This window comes from Falsiroseomonas oryziterrae (genome assembly GCF_021864505.1).
GTDB classification, from domain to species: domain Bacteria; phylum Pseudomonadota; class Alphaproteobacteria; order Acetobacterales; family Acetobacteraceae; genus Falsiroseomonas; species Falsiroseomonas oryziterrae.
The window spans coordinates 1-14,853 of sequence record NZ_JAKJIB010000068.1; the positions used below are offsets into that span (position 1 = coordinate 1).

Here is a 14,853-nt window from a genome sequence, read left to right on the forward strand (position 1 = left end):
GCGGCGAGATCCGCCTCGGCGCTCCGCAGCGCCAGCATCAGGTCGGCCGCGTCGAGCCGCGCGAGCTCCTGCCCGGCGACGACCGCCTCCCCCACCTCGACGAGGCGGGCGGTCACGCGGCCGCCGACCCGGAAGCCGACCTCCACCTCGCGGCGGGCCCGGACGGTGCCGGTATAGGCGGCGTGGGTCTCGACGGGGGCGAGCAGGACCTCGGCGACCTGCACGGGCCGCGGCGCCGGCTCGGGCGCCGCCTCCGCGGCGGGCCCGCCATCGCGGCAGGCGGCCAGGACGGAGAGGGTCAGGAGAAGCGCGGCGGCGCGACGCATGGGGGCCTCCGGGAGGACAGGCCCCGATAATGACCACGAACTGACGAAAGTCAATAACCGTCAGTCGGTATCCATCACGGACGCAGGCTCCGCAGCGCCATGGCGATGACCTGCTCCAGGTCGGCCGCCAACTCCTCCTCGCTGGTGTTCCGCCCGACGCATTCGGCGATCATGACGGGGTGCATGAAGGCGAGGCTCGCCTGCTTGATCGCCTTCGCCGTCGCCTCCGGGTCGAGCTTCGCGAAATCGCCCGAGGCCATGCCGTCCATCAGCACGTGGCGGATCGCGGTGGTGCAGGCGTGGATGAAGCGTTCGACCACGCCCCAATGCTCGGCCATGGCGGCGGTCACCATGTCGTGCAGGCGGCGCTCGGAGAAGAACAGCGCCAGGTGCCGGCGGTGCAGGGTGCGGAGCAGCTCCGCCAGGCGCTCGGCCGGCGGCGCGTCACCGCGCGCGATGGCCCAGAGCTCGGCCTCGACGCCGCCCAGCATGCGGGCCGCGATCGCCTCGTTGATCGCGCTTTTCGACGGGAAGAAGCGATAGACATTGGCCGGCGACATGCCGAGTTCGCGGGCGATGTCGGCCACCGCCGTCTTCTGGTAGCCCATGCTGCGGAACAGCCGCTCCGCCGTGTCCTCGATCCGGCGGCGGGTATCCTCCGCGGGCGCGCCGCGGCGCGGGCTGGTATCGAGGCTGGCGCTCATGACGCCTGATCTAGAACGTCAGGCGTCAGTTTTCCACTGGGATTCTTGCGCGGCCACGCCGCGGTCTGCCTTCCCATGACGGGAGCGGACTGGGGGAGGGACGCGCCCTCCCCCGGGCCGCTCAGTGCCGCCCCACCGCGATCTCGCCCTCGGGCTGCGCCGTGGTGAAGGTGCTGTCGGCGAAGGCTTCCTCCCACGACCCCGTGGTCGAGGCCTTGGAGTATTCCGTCGCGCGGTTCTCGAAGAAGTTGGTGTGCTCCACCGCGTTCAGCATCTCGTCGAGCCAGGGCAGCGGGTTCTTCTCGATCCGGTACAGCGGCTCGAGGCCGAGCTGCTGCAGGCGGCGGTCGGCGATGAAGCGGATGTACTGCTTGGTCTGCGCCGCATCGAGGCCCTGCACGCCGCCGAGCTCGAAGGCGAGGTCGATGAAGGCGTCCTCGTGGTCCACGATGGTGGAGCAGATCAGGTAGAGGTCGCGCTTCAGCTCCTCCGTCCAGATCTCCGGGTTCTCCTGCACGAAGGTGCGGAACAGGCGGATCACGGAGAGGCAGTGCAGCGTCTCGTCGCGCACCGACCAGCTCACGATCTGCCCCATGCCCTTCATCTTGTTGAAGCGGGGGAAGTTCATGAGGATGGCGAAGGAGGCAAACAGCTGCAGGCCTTCGGTGAAGGCGCCGAAGGCGGCCAGCGTCTTGGCGATCTCGGTCTTGTTCTCGACCGAGAAGGACTGCATGTAGTCGTACTTGTCTTTCATCTCCTTGTACTTCAGGAACGCCGTGTACTCGATTTCCGGCATCCCGATGGTGTCGAGGAGATGCGAATAGGCCGCGACGTGGATCGTCTCGGTGTTGGAGAAGGACGACATCATCATCAGCACTTCGGTCGGCTTGAAGACCTGGCTGTAGTGCTTCATGTAGCAGTTGTTCACCTCGACATCCGCCTGGGTGAAGAAGCGGAAGATCTGGGTGAGCAGGTTCTTTTCGGCCGGCGTCAGGTTCTTCTGCCAGTCCTTCACGTCGTCGGCCAGCGGCACCTCTTCCGGCAGCCAGTGGATGCGCTGCTGCTGCAGCCACGCCTCATAGGCCCAGGGGTAGCGGAAGGGCTTGTAGACCGGGTTCGCGGTCAGCAGGTCAAACTTGATGGGCAGCTCGTCGCGGGCGATGGCGTCGTCCGGCATGGAACGTCTCTCGGTCTCGCAGTCGGTTGGGGGGAAGCTCAGCGCGCCGCGCGGTCGTCGGCGTCGCCGAGAATACGGTTGAGATCGGCAGAGAGTTGGTCGAGCTCGGCGACCAGCTGCCGGATCAGCTGCACCGGCGAACGGTCGTCCAGCATCAGGTCCAGCTGCCGGGTCACGGCGACCTGCCGCGCGGCCAGCGCGGCAGGATCCTCCTGCGTGGCGTCGGTCACTGGCACGCCAGGCACTCCTCGTAGTTGTTCGAGTTCGCCGTCGGCGAGACGAGGTTCAGCGAAGGCTGCGCCTCCTCCGGCTTCGGCGCGGCCAGGATGTCGGCCTGCGGCGCCACCTTCTCGCTGATCGCGTCCGCGCGCTGGATGGACAGGCTGCGGCAGTAGTAGAGCGACTTCACGCCCTTCTTCCACGCCATCATGTGGATCTGGTGCAGGTCGCGCTTGTGGATGTTCGCCGGCAGGAAGACGTTCACCGACTGCGACTGGCAGATATAGGGCGTGCGGTCCGCCGCATGCTCGATCACCCAGCGCTGGTCCAGCTCGAAGGCGGTCTTGAAGGTCGCCTTCTCCTGCTCCGTCAGGAACTCCAGGTGCTGCACCGAGCCCTTGCGGACCGTGATGGTGTTCCAGGTGTCGTCATTGTCCTGGCCGTGCTTCGCCAGCACCTTCCGCAGATAGGGGTTGCGGACGATGTAGGAGCCGGACAGCGTCTTGTGGTTGTAGACATTCGCCGCGATCGGCTCGATGCCGGGCGAGGCGCCGCCGCAGATGATCGAGATCGACGCCGTCGGCGCGATCGCGATCTTGTTCGAGAAGCGCTCCATGAAGCCGTACTCGGCCGCATCCGGGCAGGGCCCGCGCTCCTCGGCCAGCTGACGGCTCGCCGCATCCGCCTGCTCGCGGATGTGCTTGAACATCTTCTTGTTCCACACCTTCGCGACGACGCTCTCGAAGGGCACGTTCTGCGCCTGCAGGAAGCTGTGGAAGCCCATGACGCCGAGGCCGACCGAGCGCTCGCGCATCGCGCTGTACTTCGCCCGCGCCATCGAATCGGGCGCCGTGTCGATGAAGTTCTGCAGCACGTTGTCGAGGAACCGCATCACGTCGGGGATGAACTGCGGGTCCTTGTGCCACTCGAACCAGGTCTCGAGGTTCAGCGAGGACAGGCAGCACACCGCCGTGCGCTCCATCCCGTGCTGGTCGATGCCCGTCGGCAGCGTGATCTCGGAGCAGAGGTTGGAGGTCTTCACCTCGAGCCCCGCCAGCTTGTGGTGCTCCGGCCGCGCGCGGTTCACGTGGTCCGAATAGATGATGTAGGGCTCGCCGGTCTCGATCCGCGCGGTCAGGATGCGGATCCAGATCGACCGCGCGCTGACCTTCTTGACCAGCGTGCCGTCCTTCGGGCTGACCAGCGCCCAGTCGTCGTCGGCCTCGACCGCGCGCATGAAGGCGTCGGGGATCAGGATCCCGTGGTGCAGGTTCAGCGCCTTGCGATTCGGGTCGCCGCCGGTCGGGCGGCGCATCTCGAGGAATTCCTCGATCTCCGGATGGTTCACCGGGATGTAGCAGGCGGCCGAGCCGCGCCGCAGGCTGCCCTGCGAGATGGCCAGCGTCAGGCTGTCCATCACCCGGATGAAGGGGATGACGCCCGAGGTCTTGCCGTTCTTGCCGACCTTCTCGCCGATGCCGCGCAGGTTGCCCCAGTAGCTGCCGATGCCGCCGCCCTTGGCCGCCAGCCACACATTCTCGTTCCAGAGGCCGACGATGCCTTCCAGGCTGTCGGTCGCCTCGTTCAGGAAGCAGGAGATCGGCAGGCCCCGCGTCGTGCCGCCGTTCGACAGCACCGGCGTCGCCGGCATGAACCACAGGCGCGAGATGTAGTCGTAGATCCGCTGCGCATGCGCCGGATCGTCGCCATAGGCCGAGGCCACCCGGGCAAAGAGGTCCTGATAGGACTCGCCCGGCATCAGGTACCGGTCGTCGAGCGTGGCCTTGCCGAAATCCGTCAGCAGCGCATCCCGCGAGCGGTCGATGCGAACCTGGCTGTGCCCTTCGAGCTGGACTGCGTCGAACACGTTACCCCCTTCAGCCCCGAACCGCGGGGCGACTCCCCCATGCCGCGGAGCATGCCCCCGGCCGGCGCGTCGTCACAAGATGTAGTGTTGCCACAGTTCTGCAAACACCACGGCTGGCTCGCGGTTCCCCGCTTGCGTTTTCCACAGACCCGCGACTAGCCGCAGGATGTTGCCGTTTCGTTCATGTCTGGCAAGCCCCTGGTCCCGGCTTTTCCGCCGGCCTTCCGTTGGACCATGCGTCCGCCCCCGCGCGAAAGGCCCGATCGCGATCCGTCCCCGATGTCCTCGCGATCCACAGCCCCTTCCGCCGCCGCCCGCCGCGCCGCATGCTCCCCGCGCATCGAGGGGATGGGCGACATGCGGGACGGCATCGGGGCGGGCGTGGTCGGGCGCCGCGGACTGCTGGCGGCAGCGGGGATCGGGCTGGCGACGCCGGCCCTCGCCCAGGCCTGGCCGACGCGGCCCTTGCGGATCGTCGTCCCCTTCGGCGGCGGCGGCGGCACCGACGTCACCACCCGCATCCTCGCCCCGCGCCTGCAGGAGATCCTCGGCCAGCCCGTGGTGATCGAGAACCGCGCCGGCGCCGGCGGCGTCACCGGGACCGATTTCGTCGCCAAGCTGCCGCCGAACGGCGAGGTGCTGGTGCTCACCACCCTCTCGCCCATCGGCCTCGCCCCCGGCCTGCCCGCGCCGATGCCCTTCGATCCGATCCGCGACCTGACGCCGATCGCCCCCACCGTCTTCGTGCCCATCTGCCTCGCGGCCACCACGCGCGGCGTCGCGGCCCGCACGGCGGCCGAGTTCGCCGCGCTGCTCCGCGCGAATCCGGGCCGCTACCAATATGGCTCGTCGGGCGTCGGCACCTCGGGCCACATCGCCGCCGCGACCTATGCGCTGCGGATCGGCGCCGAGGTGGTGCATGTGCCGTATCGCGGCGGCGGCCAGGTCTTCGCCGCGCTGCAATCGGGCGAGATCCACTATTGCTGCGACATCCCCTCGCTGCTGAAGCCCTTCCACGACGCCGGCACGGCGCGGATCCTCTTCACCGCGACGGACGAGCGGTCCTCGCTGATCCCGGACATCCCGACGGCGCGCGAGGCCGGGCTGCCCGACTACAAGGCCTATAGCTGGTACGGCTTCTTCGGCCCCGCCGGCCTGCCGCGCGCCATCGTGGAGCGCATGGCCGCCGCGACCGAGCAGGCGCTGTCCGATCCAGCCATCGCCCGCCGCTTCGAGGAGATGGGCACCCCCGCCATGCGCGGCTGGACCCCGGACCGCTTCGCCGCCTTCGTGCGCGAGGAGAACGCCACCTGGGCCCCGCTGGTCCGCAGCCTCAACATCCGCGAGTAGCGCCCGTCACGGCAGCGCCAGGAACCGCGCCAGCGCCGGTCCGACAGCGCCCTCGCGCCAGCAGAGGTCGAGATGCAGCGGCAGGTCGAGCCCCTCGACCTCCCGCAGTACGACGCCGTCCGGGCACCGCCAGCGCGCCACGCCGTTCACCAGGCTGACGCCGACGCCCGCCGAGACCAAGCTCAGCATCACCGAATCCGTGGCACCTTCCTGCACCACGCGCGGCACCAGGCCGGCCGCGGCGAAGGCGGCCAGGGCGCGGTCGTGGTAACCCGGCGCGGCGGCGCGCGGGAAACCAGACGAAGGGCTCCGGCGCGAGATCGGCGGGGCGCAGCACGCCCCGGTCTGCCAGGCGATGGCCGCGCGGCAGCGCCGCCACCACCCGGTCGGTGCGGATCGCGCGGAAGGCGCCTGGCGACGCGCCTTCCGGGGCGCCAAGACCTCGCTCCATCTCCGCACCAACCACCTGGCGCGGATCGAGGGCGACGCGGCGTCGATGACGAGCCATGGCTACGCCTGGAACCGCCTGCCGGCGGGTGTCCTCGGCCCGGAGCCCGCGCTGTGGGAGGTCTGGGGCACCTACGAGCACCGCTTCGCCCGCACGCAGGATGGCTGGCGCATCACGGGCTTCGCCTTCACCGCGACGCATGAGCGCGGCGACCGCCGCGTGCCGGTGACCGTGCTTCCGGAGTAGCGAACGGGCCGGGGAGGGGACCCACCCTCCCCGGGCGCTACCGCGCCGCCTGGATCGCCGCCCAGACGCGCTCCGGCGTCGCCGGCATGTCGATATGGCTGACGCCGAGCGGGCGCAGCGCATCCACCACCGCGTTCATCACCGCCGGCAGCGAGCCCGCGCAGCCCGCCTCGCCGCAGCCCTTGGCGCCGAGCGGGTTGGTCGTGCAGGGCACGTCGTGGCTGCCGGTCGCGATCGCCGGCAGGTCGGCCGCCCGCGGCAGCGCATAGTCCATGTAGCTGCCCGACAGCAGCTGCCCATCCTCGCTGAAGACGACATGCTCCAGCAGCGCCTGGCCGACGCCCTGGGCGATGCCGCCATGCGCCTGGCCGGCGACGAGCAGCGGGTTCACCTGCACGCCGAAATCATTCACCGCGAGGTAGCGGTCCACGCGCACCACGCCCGTCTCCGGGTCCACCTCGACCTCGCAGACATGGCACCCGTTCGGATAGGCCATCGGCGCCTGGTCGAAGACATGGGTGACGTCGAGCGTGGGCGGCACGTCGGCCGGCAGCACATCAGCCTCGCGCAGCTTCGCCGCGAGCGCCATGATCCCGATGGCGCGGTCGGTGCCGGCGACGACGAAGCGGCCCGTCGCCTCGGCGCCGCCATGCGCGTCGAACTCGATGTCGGCCTGCGCCGCTTCCAGCGCCCAGGCGGCGGCGGCGCGGCCCTTCTCGATCACCTTCTCGCTGGCCTCGAGGATCGCGGCGCCGGACGCCATGATCGACTTCGACCCGCCGGTGCCGCCGCCCGCGATCAGCTCGTCCGAGTCGCCCTGCAGCAGGCGGACGGAGGCGAAGGGCACGCCGAGCGACTGGTGCAGAACCTGCGCGAAGGCGGACCAGTGGCCCTGACCGTAGTCGAGCGTGCCGGTGATGATCGTGACGGTCCCGTCCTTCTCGAAGCGGATGCCGCCCTGTTCCTTGGTCGGCGGCGCGGTGCATTCGAGGAAATTGCCGATGCCGCGCCCGCGCAGCAGGCCCTGTGCCTTGCTCGCCGCGACGCGCGCCGCATAGCCGCCGGGGTCGGAGCGCTCCAGCGTCTCGTCCAGCAGCGCGGAGAAGTCGCCGCCGTCATAGACGCTGCCCGAGGCCGCGGCGAAGGGGAACTGCTCGGCGCGGATGTGGTTCAGCTTGCGCAACGCGACGGGATCCTTGCCCGTCTCCGCCGCCGCCTGCTCGATCAGACGCTCCATGAAGTAGTTGCCTTCGGGGCGCCCGGCGCCGCGATAGGCGCTGACCGGCGGCGTGTTGGTCAGCACGCATTTCGTGCGCACCTCGATCGCCGGCGTCGCGTAGTTCGACTGCACGTTCTTGAAGAAGTTGCCCGTGCCCATCAGCGGCGCGACGGCGCTGAGCCAGGCGCCCATGTTGGCGTAGCCCGTCAGGCGCACGGCGAGGAACCGCCCCTCGGCGTCGAGCGCGAGCTCCGCCTCCACCTCGTGGTCGCGGCCATGCGCGTCCGACAGGAACGAGCCGGTACGCTCGTCGGTCCACTTCACCGGCCGGCCGAGCGCCTTCGCCGCATGCAGGACGCAGGCATATTCGGGATAGAGCCCGGCCTTCATGCCGAAGCTGCCGCCGACATTGCCGGTCAGCACGCGGACCTGCTTCGTCTCCACGCCGAGCTGCGCGGCAAGTGCCGCGCGCAGCCCGAAGACGCCCTGGCAGCCGAGGCGGAGGACGTAGCGCCCCTCCTCCACCGTGCCGATCGCGCTGCGCGGCTCCATCGCGGCCACGACGATGCGGTTGTTGCGGAGCGACAGCTTCGTGACATGGGCGGCCTGCGCGAAGGCCGCCGCCACCTTCGCCGCGTCGCCGGCCGCGTAGTCCAGCACGACGTTGCCGGGGAACTCGTCATAGAGCTGGGGCGCCCCCGGCGCGGCAGCGGCCGAGGCCTCCATCACCGCGGGCAGGCTATCGATGTCGAGCTCCACCGCCTCCGCCGCGTCCTTCGCCTGCGCCTTGGTCTCGGCGACCACGAAGGCGACCGGGTCGCCGACATGCAGCACCTTGGCCGAGGCGAGTGGCTGGCGCTGCGTGGATTTCAGCGGCGAGCCGTCGGCGTTCTTGAGCGGCATGCCGCAGGTCATCGGCCCGTAGCCGGCCATGTCGGCCGCGGTCCACACGCCGAGCACGCCAGGCATCGCCTTCGCGGCCTCGGTGCCGATGCCGCGGATCACGCCATGGGCGTAGGGGCTGCGCACCATAACCGCCCAGACCTGGCCCGGCAGCGCGATGTCGTCCGTGTAGCGCCCGCGGCCGGTCAGCAGCGTCGGATCCTCGGCGCGGGGCACCGGCTGGCCGATGCCGAACTTCAGGCGCGTCGGATCGAAGGGAAGCGTGTCGGGCATGGGGAGGTCCTGCGGGGAGGGCGGAGCCGTATGCCCTTACCCTAGTCCCGCTTCGCCCCCTGCCAAGAGCCAGTCGGCATAGTCGGCCCAGGCGGCGAGCGGATCGTGGCGTGGCCGCCAGCCGAAATCGGCGGCGCGGGCGATCGCCATGACGCCGCGCGGCCGCGTCTCGTTCAACGCGATGGTCGGCGTCTCGCCAGGGCCCGCATGGCGCCACCGAAAGCCCGGCACGCGCGAGGCCAGGAGGTCGAAGCAGGCGGCGTAGTGCGGCGCCCAGTCGATCCCGCTCGAGAGGTTCACGACGCGATGCGGCGGTTCGCGCGCATCGAGCAGCGCGAGGAGGCCCTGCGCGAGGTCGCGCGAATAGACCCAGTCATAGGTCGGCAGCGGCGCGGGCGGCAGCACCGCTTCCTCCCCGCGCAGGGCCGCGCGCGCGACCGCGCGGTGCGCGCTGAGCGTGTCGCGCAGCCCGGTGTCGCGCTCCCAAGGCCCGAAGGCCGGGCCGATCCGCGCCACCACCGCATCCAGCCCCCACAGTCCCGCAAGCCTGAGCCCGCCGCGCTCGGCGGCATACTTCGTCACGCCATAGAGGCTGATCGGCACCGGCGGCGTCGTCGCCTCGTCCAGCACGGCGTGGCTGTAGGCGCTCTCGCCATAGATGGCGGAGGAGGAGGGCAGCACGACGCGCCGCACGCCGCCCGCGTCGCGCGCCGCCTCCAGCGTGCGGATCAGCCCGTGCAGGTTGACGTCGAGCACCGCATGCGGGTCGGCGGCCTCGCGCCCCGGCCCGGCGGTCACGGCCGCAAAGGGAAACACCGCGCCGATGCGCCGCGCCCGAAAGACCTCGCGCAGCGCCGCCGCGTCCGTCACGTCGCCCGGCACCAGCTCCAGCCGGCCCGGCAGCTTCCCGAGCACGGCGGGCGCAGGGTCGGGCAGCGCCGTCTCGCGCCCGAAGACCACGACGTGCTCGCCGCGCGCGAGCAGCGCCTCGACCAGGTTGAGTCCGACGAATCCGGCGCCGCCGGTGACCAGGATCGCATCCATGCCGTCTGGATATCCCGCGGCGACGGGCGCAGAAAGCCGCCATGCCCCACATCGCGATCATCGGTGCCGGCCCGGCCGGGCTGATCGCCGCCGAGACGCTGGCCGAAGCCGGCCATGCCGTGACGGTCTTCGACCGCATGCCCTCGGTCGCGCGCAAGTTCCTCATCGCCGGGCGTGGCGGGCTGAACCTGACGCATTCCGAGCCGCTCGAGACCTTCCTGGCGCGCTACCGGCCGCAGGCGCCGCTGCTGCTCGACGCGGTCCGCGCCTTCCCGCCCGCCGCGCTAATCGCCTGGTGCGAGGGGCTGGGCGTCGAGACCTTCGTGGGCTCCTCCGGGCGCATCTTCCCGAAGACGCTGAAGGCCTCGCCGCTGCTGCGCGCCTGGCTGGCGCGGCTCGCCGCGCGCGGCGTCGCGATCCGCCCGCGGCATCGCTGCATCGGCCTCGCGCCGCTCCGCTTCGCGACGCCGGAGGGCGAGGTGGCGATGGAGGCGGATGCCGTGATCCTCGCCTGCGGCGGCGCGTCCTGGCCGCGGCTCGGCTCCGATGGCGGCTGGACGGCGCTGCTGCCGGGCCTCGCCGTGCACCCCTTCGCGCCGTCAAATGTCGGCTTCGCCATTCCCTGGTCGGCGAAGCTGGCGCCCTTCTTCGGCGCGCCGCTCAAGCGCATCGCGCTGACCTTCGAGGGCACGACGCAGCGCGGCGAGGCGGTGCTGACCGCGACCGGCATCGAGGGCGGCGCGGTCTACGCGCTCTCGGCCCCGATCCGCGAGGCGATCGCGCGCGACGGAAGCGCGACCTTCACCCTCGACCTGCGTCCCGACATCGCGCTGCCGGAGGTCCGCGCGCGGCTCGCGTCGCGCGGCCGCGGCGAGACGGTCAGCGCGACGCTGCGCAAGGCGCTGAACCTGCCACCCGTCGCGATCGCGCTGGTGCAGGAGGCGAGGCATCAGGGCCATGCGGGGGCCGATCTCGCCACGCTGGTGAAGGCGCTGCCGCTGACGACGCGCACCGCGCAGGGGCTGGAGCGCGCCATCTCCTCGGCGGGCGGGCTCGACTGGGGCGCGCTCGACGCGCGCTTCATGCTGCGCGCGCAGCCCGGCGTCTTCGCCTGCGGCGAGATGCTGGACTGGGAAGCGCCGACCGGCGGCTACCTGCTGCAGGCCTGCTTCGCGACCGGCATCGCCGCCGCGCGCGGCTGCGCCGCTTGGCTCGAGGACCGCTGACACCGGCTAGGTTCACGACCGCGCGAGAGATCGGCACCTCACGGCCGCGTTCCGGCGTTCAGCCCGCACCGAGGAGCAGGGGGCTGGCATGGCGGCATCGGCCTGGACCTTCCGCGACGCCTGGGCAGGCGAGGCGGACGGGAGCGTCACGGGGCGCGTGGACGGGGAGGCGGCCTCGGTTCCGCTCTCGGCCTTCGCGCGGCCGGCGGAGCAGAGCGTCCGTGGCACCGACGAGGCCTTCATCCTCAACACGAGCCTCGGCCGGCTGTTCATCGACTCGCTGGTCGGCGGCCCGCCGAGCTTCGATCGCTCCGGCGCAATCGGCCTGCCCGTGCCGACTGGCGGCCATGTCCTGTTCGACGGGCCGCCCGGCTCCGGCAATCCGCTCGCGCGGCTCGAGCTTCCGCTGAACGATCCCAGCCCCTCCTCCGCGTTGCTGAACCGAATCCCGCTATCGGGCCGCATGGGCTACGAGGAGGCGCTGCAGCTCTACGACGTGCATCTGCCGGACGCCGATTGGGGCCGCATCGCCGCGACCGAGTTCCGCCTCGACCTGCCGCTCCTCGACTACGCGCTGCTGATCGGCAACATCCCCGAGGTCCGCGTGAAGGTCGGCGACGATCCGGACGCCTTCCAAGTGATCGCGCCGCTCCGCCTGCATCTCGACGCGGTGAAGTCGGGCGAGGTGGACGCCACGGAGAGCTTCCGCGGCGTCGATGTCCGCCTCACCCATGCCAGCGATGGGCCGCAGGGACAGAACAGCTTCCACATGGAGGGCTCCGCCCTCGCCGACCGCCTGGTGCTGGTGCCCGACGACACCACGGCGCCGACGGCGGCTGGCGCCACGCTCGATACCTCCGGCGCGCCGATGCTCGTCACCGCCAGGCTCGGCGCCGGCGACGACGTCTTCGACGCCCGGGCGAGCGCGGCCGACACCGAGGTCCGGGGCGGCCCCGACGCCGGGCGCTTCTACGCCAAGGCGGAGGTCGTGTCGCTCGGCTATGGCGACGGACCGGTCTTCGCGGAGGCCTACCAGACCGCGGTCCCGTTCGCGACCACCGCAGACCTGCTGCGCGACTGGCTGGAGGACGCCGCCGCCGCGAAGCTCAAGCGCTTCGAGATGACCGCGACCATCGCCGAGGGCACGAGCGTCGCGGAGTCCAGCACCATCCGCGACGTCGACGACATCGCCGCAGCGCGCTTCTTCACCGGCACCGCCGCCGGCGCGCCGCGCGATCCCTATCCGGAGCCGCTGATCGGCCAGGTGCTGTTCTACGCGGCCGACGGCTACAACGGCCTCGGCGTCGCGCGCACGCCGGACCCGCCGGTCGACATGGACCGCGACATCCGGAACCCGGAGATCGGCGAGTACGCGCTGTGGACCGCGCAGGGGCTGGAGCATGGGCGCGACGTGCTGGCGATCCGCTTCGGGACGGATGCGATCGCCGCGCGGCTCGACCTCTCGGCCTTCTACAGCCAGGAACGCGGGCCCGATGCGGGCGAGATGATCCGCGTCGCGCTCTACGACAACGGCAAGCGGGTCTTCGAGGGCGACTTCGCCTCCGAGGAGGACACCGGCGCCGCGTCACCGAACCAGCGTTACAGCCATACGCCGATCAACCCCGGCACCGGCCATGTCACGCTGGATGCCGAGGCGCTGGGCATCAAGCGTTTCGACGAGGTCCGCATCCTGGGCTTCCAGGTCGATGAGTCCTCCTACGATTCGAACGACATGCTGCTCGACGGCATCCGGCTGGTCCTGAAGGGCCAGGGCTATGCGGTGCTCGGCGGTGACGTGCTGCGAGCCGGCGGCGGCGCCGACCGCTTCGTCTACGCCGCCGGCGACGGCGTGGACCGGGTGGAGGGATTCGACCCGGCGGAGGACCAGCTCGTGCTGGCGGGCATCGCCGCCGACCGGATCGAGCTGGACGAGACGAAGGACGGCACGGCCGTGCTGTTCCTCGACGATCCCGACGCGCTGGTCTGGCTGCCCGGCGTGCGCGACCTGCAGGCCACGAGCGCGGGCGGCGACACGCTCATCGCGTGACTCACACCAGCACGGCGCCGGCCGGCTTCAGCGCCGTCAGCACGAAGGAACTCCGCGTCTCCTTCACGCCCGGCATGCGCAGCAGCGCCTTCAGCGCGAATTCGGCATAGGCGTCGAAATCCGCCGCGACGACATGGAGCATGTAGTCCATGTCGCCGCTCATCGCCCAGGCGGCCAGCACCTCCTCCCGCGCCGCGATCGCGCGGTGGAAGGCCTCCGCCACCTCCTCGGCATGCGACGAGAGCGCGACCTGCACGAAGGCCTGGATCGGGAAGCCGACGCGTTTCGCATCCAGCAGCGCGGCGTAGCGCGCGATGACGCCCGCCTCCTCCAGCCGCTTGATCCGCCGCAGGCAGGGCGTGGCGGACAGCCCCACCTCCTCCGCCAGGGCCGTGACGGGGATGCGCCCGTCGCGCTGCAGGACGCGCAGGATGCGCCGGTCCGCGGCATCGAGGGCTATGGTGGAATTCGCCTTGGCCATGCCCGTTCTTAGCGGAATCCTGCGATTTTGCCCAGGACGACGCCCGACTTCGCCGAATTTCGCCCCTCGCCCTGCGCTATTCCTTCCCCAACGCCGCTGAGAGGAAGCGCCCCATGGACATCCCGCCCGACCGCACCGCCGTCGCCGGCCAGGTCACCGACATCAATCCGATGGGCACCGACGGCTTCGAATTCGTCGAGTTCACGGGCCCCGACACCGCGCATCTGGAAGCGACCTTCGCCGCCTTCGGCTTCGCCCCCGTCGCGCGCCACCGCTCCAAGCAGGTGACGCTCTGGCGCCAGGGCGACATCAACTTCATCGTCAACGCCGAGCCCGACAGCTTCGCGCAAGCCTTCCAGAAGGTGCACGGGCCGTCCGCCTGCGCCATGGCCTTCCGCGTGGCGGATGCGACGCTCGCCTACAACCGCGCCATCGCGCTTGGCGCGAAGCCCGTCACCGGCAAGGTCGGCCCGATGGAGCTGAACATCCCGGCGATCGAGGGCATCGGCGGGTCGCTGCTGTACTTCGTGGACCGCTACGGCGAGCGCGGCAGCATCTACGACGTGGATTTCCGCTGGACCGGCGAGCGCGACCCGAAGCCCGCCGGCAACGGCCTGACGGTCATCGACCACCTCACCCACAACGTCCATCGCGGCCGGATGGATGTGTGGTGGCAGTTCTACGAGAAGCTCTTCAACTTCCGCGAGATCCGCTACTTCGACATCGAGGGGAAGCTAACGGGGCTCAAGTCGCGCGCGCTGACCTCGCCCTGCGGCCAGATCCGCATCCCGATCAACGAGAGCAGCGACGACAAGTCGCAGATCGAGGAATACCTCCGCGCCTACAACGGCGAGGGCATCCAGCACGTCGCCCTCGGCACCACCGACATCTTCGACAGCGTCGAGGGCATGCGTGCGCGAGGCGTGCAGTTCATGGACACGCCCGACACCTATTACGAGCTGCTGACGAAGCGCATGCCCGACCTCTCCGCCGCGGAGATCGCGCGCCTCGCGAAGAACCGCATCCTCACCGACGGCGCGCCGACGCCGGATGGCGGCCGCCTGCTGCAGATCTTCACCGGCACGGTGATCGGCCCGATCTTCTTCGAGCTGATCCAGCGCAAGGGCGACCAGGGCTTCGGCGAGGGCAATTTCCGCGCCCTGTTCGAGAGCATCGAGCTCGACCAGATCCGCCGCGGCGTGCTGAAGGCGGCGGAGTAGCCAACCAGGGGCCGGCGCCCGCGGGGCCGATCAATCGCCGGTCCGGGGCGACGCGCCCCGGGCCGCCATCCCGCGCGCCGCGTCCTCCAGCGCGCGCTGCGCC

The 14,853-nt window shown here is 70.8% G+C and carries 13 protein-coding genes and 1 pseudogene; 5 read left to right on the forward strand and 9 right to left on the reverse strand.

Features of this window, described 5'->3' with window-relative positions; translation table 11 throughout:
* The 5 genes and pseudogenes from L2I40_RS08220 to L2I40_RS08240 all read right to left on the reverse strand — a co-directional run.
* Nucleotides 1-326 (reverse strand): annotated as a pseudogene (locus L2I40_RS08220) (efflux RND transporter periplasmic adaptor subunit); the annotation flags it as partial.
* A 74-nt stretch (nt 327-400) separates the two neighbouring features.
* A complete protein-coding gene (locus tag L2I40_RS08225; RefSeq protein ID WP_237214424.1) occupies nt 401-1,030 on the reverse strand; it encodes a TetR/AcrR family transcriptional regulator in 630 nt (209 codons plus the stop codon).
* A gap of 121 nt (nt 1,031-1,151) precedes the next feature.
* A complete protein-coding gene (locus tag L2I40_RS08230; RefSeq protein WP_237214425.1) occupies nt 1,152-2,207 on the reverse strand; it encodes a ribonucleotide-diphosphate reductase subunit beta in 1,056 nt (351 codons plus the stop codon).
* A gap of 38 nt (nt 2,208-2,245) precedes the next feature.
* The gene (locus L2I40_RS08235; RefSeq protein ID WP_237214426.1) at nt 2,246-2,437 is read right to left on the reverse strand and encodes a hypothetical protein; all 192 of its coding nucleotides are present in this window, start codon (nt 2,435-2,437) and stop codon (nt 2,246-2,248) included.
* Nucleotides 2,434-4,293, reverse strand: coding sequence for a ribonucleoside-diphosphate reductase subunit alpha (locus L2I40_RS08240; RefSeq protein WP_237214427.1), 1,860 nt, complete (start codon nt 4,291-4,293; stop codon nt 2,434-2,436). Before L2I40_RS08240 ends, L2I40_RS08235 begins: the two co-directional genes overlap by 4 nt.
* A gap of 357 nt (nt 4,294-4,650) precedes the next feature.
* Between L2I40_RS08240 and L2I40_RS08245 the strand changes: the two genes are divergently transcribed.
* On the forward strand, nt 4,651-5,643 hold the full coding sequence (locus tag L2I40_RS08245) for a Bug family tripartite tricarboxylate transporter substrate binding protein (RefSeq protein ID WP_237214428.1): 993 nt from the start codon (nt 4,651-4,653) through the stop codon (nt 5,641-5,643).
* A 6-nt stretch (nt 5,644-5,649) separates the two neighbouring features.
* Here the strand turns inward: L2I40_RS08245 and L2I40_RS24460 are convergent, their stop codons facing one another.
* The gene (locus L2I40_RS24460) at nt 5,650-6,102 is read right to left on the reverse strand and encodes a LysR substrate-binding domain-containing protein (protein WP_272910945.1); all 453 of its coding nucleotides are present in this window, start codon (nt 6,100-6,102) and stop codon (nt 5,650-5,652) included.
* Between L2I40_RS24460 and L2I40_RS08255 the strand changes: the two genes are divergently transcribed.
* Nucleotides 5,999-6,337, forward strand: coding sequence for a nuclear transport factor 2 family protein (locus tag L2I40_RS08255; protein ID WP_237214429.1), 339 nt, complete (start codon nt 5,999-6,001; stop codon nt 6,335-6,337). The genes L2I40_RS24460 and L2I40_RS08255 overlap by 104 nt on opposite strands.
* A gap of 37 nt (nt 6,338-6,374) precedes the next feature.
* Here the strand turns inward: L2I40_RS08255 and L2I40_RS08260 are convergent, their stop codons facing one another.
* Both L2I40_RS08260 and L2I40_RS08265 read right to left on the reverse strand, forming a co-directional pair.
* Entirely contained in the window at nt 6,375-8,732 is a 2,358-nt protein-coding gene (locus L2I40_RS08260; RefSeq protein ID WP_237214430.1) for a xanthine dehydrogenase family protein molybdopterin-binding subunit, read from the reverse strand.
* A gap of 36 nt (nt 8,733-8,768) precedes the next feature.
* A complete protein-coding gene (locus tag L2I40_RS08265; RefSeq protein WP_237214431.1) occupies nt 8,769-9,776 on the reverse strand; it encodes an NAD-dependent epimerase/dehydratase family protein in 1,008 nt (335 codons plus the stop codon).
* 41 nt (nt 9,777-9,817) lie between these two features.
* Between L2I40_RS08265 and L2I40_RS08270 the strand changes: the two genes are divergently transcribed.
* Both L2I40_RS08270 and L2I40_RS08275 read left to right on the forward strand, forming a co-directional pair.
* Nucleotides 9,818-11,002 (forward strand): TIGR03862 family flavoprotein, encoded by a 1,185-nt coding sequence (locus L2I40_RS08270; RefSeq protein WP_237214432.1) that lies wholly within the window; start codon nt 9,818-9,820, stop codon nt 11,000-11,002.
* 88 nt (nt 11,003-11,090) lie between these two features.
* Nucleotides 11,091-13,049 carry a hypothetical protein gene (locus tag L2I40_RS08275; protein ID WP_237214433.1) on the forward strand — a complete coding sequence of 653 codons (1,959 nt, stop codon included), beginning with the start codon at nt 11,091-11,093 and terminating at the stop codon, nt 13,047-13,049.
* A 1-nt stretch (nt 13,050) separates the two neighbouring features.
* Here the strand turns inward: L2I40_RS08275 and L2I40_RS08280 are convergent, their stop codons facing one another.
* Entirely contained in the window at nt 13,051-13,530 is a 480-nt protein-coding gene (locus L2I40_RS08280) for an Lrp/AsnC family transcriptional regulator (protein WP_237214434.1), read from the reverse strand.
* A gap of 113 nt (nt 13,531-13,643) precedes the next feature.
* Between L2I40_RS08280 and hppD the strand changes: the two genes are divergently transcribed.
* Nucleotides 13,644-14,750, forward strand: a complete 1,107-nt coding sequence (gene hppD / locus L2I40_RS08285; protein WP_237214435.1) for a 4-hydroxyphenylpyruvate dioxygenase — start codon at nt 13,644-13,646, stop codon at nt 14,748-14,750.
* Nucleotides 14,751-14,853: the final 103 nt, after the last annotated feature.